This is a genomic window from Candidatus Ruminimicrobium bovinum, from assembly GCF_902760015.1.
Classification (GTDB): Bacteria; Elusimicrobiota; Endomicrobiia; order Endomicrobiales; family Endomicrobiaceae; genus Ruminimicrobium; species Ruminimicrobium bovinum.
In genome coordinates this window covers 1-3,492 of record NZ_CACWEU010000083.1, presented here as the reverse complement: position 1 = coordinate 3,492, position 3,492 = coordinate 1, and the positions used below count along the sequence as shown (strand labels likewise).

The 3,492-nt window shown below is 25.2% G+C and carries 3 protein-coding genes; all 3 read right to left on the bottom strand.

The features are described 5' to 3' along the window. A partial coding sequence (locus ACMUOV_RS02945) for a P-loop NTPase (protein ID WP_413853557.1) occupies positions 1 to 451 on the bottom strand: 451 nt, incomplete at its 3' end. A gap of 134 nt (positions 452 to 585) precedes the next feature. Beyond that, a complete protein-coding gene (locus tag ACMUOV_RS02940; protein WP_413853556.1) occupies positions 586 to 3,141 on the bottom strand; it encodes a TrlF family AAA-like ATPase in 2,556 nt (851 codons plus the stop codon). 218 nt (positions 3,142 to 3,359) lie between these two features. Beyond that, positions 3,360 to 3,492 (bottom strand): aconitase family protein (locus ACMUOV_RS02935; protein ID WP_413853558.1); only part of this gene is annotated, 133 nt, incomplete at its 5' end.

Sequence of the window (3,492 nt, the reverse complement as noted above, 5' to 3'; positions counted from 1 at the left end):
GAGGCATATCAATAAACATAACATCTTGTTTAGCCCAAATAACATCTTTCCAAAACTGTTGTATTATACCAGCAATTACAGGTCCTCTCCATATTACAGGATCTGTTTCATTGTCCAATAACAAATTAACAGACATTATATCAATACCTTCTTTGGAAAGAACGGGGAAAAAGCCATCTTCACCGTTTATAGGTTTATCTGTAATACCAAATATTTTTGGTATTGATGGTCCCGTAATATCAGCATCCATAATTGCTGTGTTATAACCTTTTTTGTTGAGTGTATTTGCCAATAAAGAAGTAACCAGAGATTTTCCTACTCCTCCTTTACCGCTAACAATACCTATAATTTTATTTATTTTTGTAGATTTATGAGGTTGCTCAATAAAAGATTTATGTTCTTCACAAGAATCACCATTGCAAGTACAATCTTGTTCTTTACATTCTGACATTGTTGCTCTCCTTACTAAAAAACATTTTCTATTTTTAATTTATAGTTTATAGCTAAAAAAGAATTCTTACTTAACTTACTTCAATACAAAAAAAACAATATATTTTTTCACAATTTGTTTCATTAAAACTAATACTAATCTAATCCGTATTTTTGTTCTCTTTTGTAAAAAGCATCTTTGCCACCTTCAAGTATTTCACAAACATGTTCTCTAATTCCTTGAGATTCAAGAATAAACTCACTTGAGTCTTTCTTCTTTGTAGATTCTAAACTACCATTTATATATTGAAATTTTATTCCATCTCTATTTTTAGTTTGAGTTCCATTTTGATTTGCAACTATTACATTTTCTGCATCAGTATTTACAACGATATTAGCATTATGGGTTACAAGAATAATTTGTCGCTCTTTTTTCTTTTGTTTTAGATATTTACTCAGTTCATTATATATAGATCTATTGTCTAAACTATCCTCTGGTTGATCTATTAAAACAGGACATTTTTCATTACTATATTCTAAAATCATAGTTAAAATCACAAATGCTTTTTTACCATCTGACATTTTTTCAAAATTATCATTTTCATATTCCAATTGATAATCTATATAAAACAAATTTCTTGAAAACAAAGTAATCAAAAACATTTGTATATCTTTCCCTGTTTTCATAATTAAATTATTTTCTAATGCCGAATCTAAAAGTCCAGAATTAAAAAATTTTATATTTGTCATATAATCTTTGTTAACCTTATCTACTTCTTTATATTCTTGGTGATGTTTTATATTTATATATTCAATAATAGTATCATACAATTTTTTATCTAGTTTTACAGTAGGTTTTATTTTTACTTTATCACCGTTCTGTTGTAAAAAGCCTATTGTTGTTTTAATTTCTTCAAAAAACTTATAGTTATCAGTAATTATTTTATCTTTCAATTCATCTATTTGTTGTTGATATGTTTTTATTTCATTTTCTTCTTTTTCAATCTCTTTTAGTTTTGCTCTTTCTTTATCAAGTTCATCTTGTAAAGCTTTATATTCTTTATTCTTTTCAATGTTTTGTTCAGTATTTTTATATTCTGCTTTATTTTTAATCTTTTCTATTTCTCCCTCTTTACATTCTTTTTCAGTTTCTAATATTTCTTTTTCTGTTGATAACTTTTCTTTCCATAAATTATTAGCTTCTTGTTTAACATTCACCATAATTTGACTTATCTTATCTTTAATATCATCACTTAGTTCTATATAATTATTTAATATATCTTCTTTAATTATATTTTCATTCAAAAGATAATCAATTTTAGATATATCTTTTGTAATTGTATTTATCCTTATTAAATAATCATTTATTTTCTGCTTGCCTTCATTATATTGTTTTATTTCTTGTTCTAATAATTCACCATTTATTTTGATACCAGAAAGACGATCTTCTAGTAATTTTATATTTCCTTCAACACCCTTTTTATCTCCTTTTGATTTCATACTTTCTATTTTTGATTTCATATTCTGCATAATAGGAAACAATTTCTTAATGTTCGTATTTATCTTTTGTTCCTGATTCTGTTTAAAAGTATTATAATTATCTATAACAGTTGTATTTTTTTCTTTTATTATTCCTTCAACTCTCGTATTTAAATCTTTCTTATTTTCTTCTTTTGATAATTCATGTATTTTATTTTGAGAAAGAAATTCGACTTTTCTATTATCTTTTTCAACATTATCTTTCCAAATTATTTTTATGTCTTTTGATATATTATTAATAAATTCCTTTTTATCAGATTTGTCTTCACAAGAATAACAGCTTAATTTATTTGCTATAGCGGCTAATAAATTAGACTTACCAGTAGAACGGCCACCAATAATAGTATTTAAATTTTCATTAAAGTTTATTTTTTGTTTCCAAAACGAATCTTTATTTAATTCTACGGAACTTATAACTTGATAAACGGGCTTTTCTTCAGGTTTTGCTTGTTGGTTTTTTACTCTATCTGGTTCATATATTATTTGTTTTAATCCTTCAAAAGTTAAATCTGCTTTTATCCATAAATTTGAAGCATATTCTCTAGGGTCATGATTATCTGAACAAATTATTATTGGCTTTTCTTTTTTTATATCTGGCAAAACTTTCTTCTTATAATCTTCAATATCTTTTTGTTTTCCTACCTCAAAGATGTGAATATTTTTTGCAAACTCTTCTTTTATAGCTTCATTAATAGGTAATGCATTAGTTATTTTTCTATCAACACCGCTTTCTTTGCTTCCAGCATGAATAGTAAGCAAGCCATTATGTTTCTTTACAAAATCAACAATATCATTAAAATCCCAATAAATTTTTTCATCATTTAATGGATTTTTTCCTTTATCTCGTTTAAAAACATTAAATGATTCCTCTAATACCTTAATATCATACTTATCACTAAAAATAGCTACAATATGTATATTTGTATTTCCTTTGTCTGTTCTTAGTTCAACACCTGGGAAAAAAACTGTTTCTGAAGACAACTCTCTTAATTTATTTATTCTGTCTTTATCTATAATAAAATGATCAGTAATTGCTACTGCAGAAATATTATTTTCTTTAAAGCTTTTAACTAACCTATCATCCGAATCTGTTCCTTTATAACCATAATCGAAAGAACTTGCTGTATGTACATGTAAGTCCCATTTGTGCCATTCGGAGCCTCTATTAACCATTCATTACCTCACTTAAACAAAAATTATTTTAAAGATAAAATAAATACAAAATTTACCATTATTTTAACTATTATAATTTCATTTTATTTGATTACAATATTTTTTTTATCAGATTTTATTAACTTTTAATGTACATTTTATATTATAGGTAAATTATTGTTGCAAAACCTTTATCTTCATTATAATAATCTGTTATTTTTATATTTACTCAATATTATCTATATACTGTTAGGATCAGCAATATATCCTTTAATTGCTGAAGCCGCAGCAACTGCAGGACTTGCTAAAAATAATTCCGATTTCGTATTTCCCATTCTACCTACAAAATTTCTATTTGTTGTTGAAACACAT